At 53.2% G+C, this 205-nt stretch carries 1 rRNA gene; it reads right to left on the reverse strand.

The window, feature by feature from the left end:
* Positions 1-205 (reverse strand): 23S ribosomal RNA (locus DS745_RS04290); the annotation flags it as partial.

Here is a 205-nt window from a genome sequence, read left to right on the forward strand (position 1 = left end):
TCCCGGGGTGCTTTTCACCTTTCCCTCACGGTACTGGTTCACTATCGGTCACTAGGAAGTATTTAGCCTTGGGAGATGGTCCTCCCGGATTCCGACGGGGTTTCACGTGTCCCGCCGTACTCAGGATACACTCTGGAGGAAACGAAGTTTCGATTACAGGGCTGTTACCTTGTTTCGCGGACCTTTCCAGGTCGCTTCATCTACT

It is taken from the genome of Anaerobacillus alkaliphilus (assembly GCF_004116265.1).
Taxonomy (GTDB): Bacteria; Bacillota; Bacilli; order Bacillales; family Anaerobacillaceae; genus Anaerobacillus; species Anaerobacillus alkaliphilus.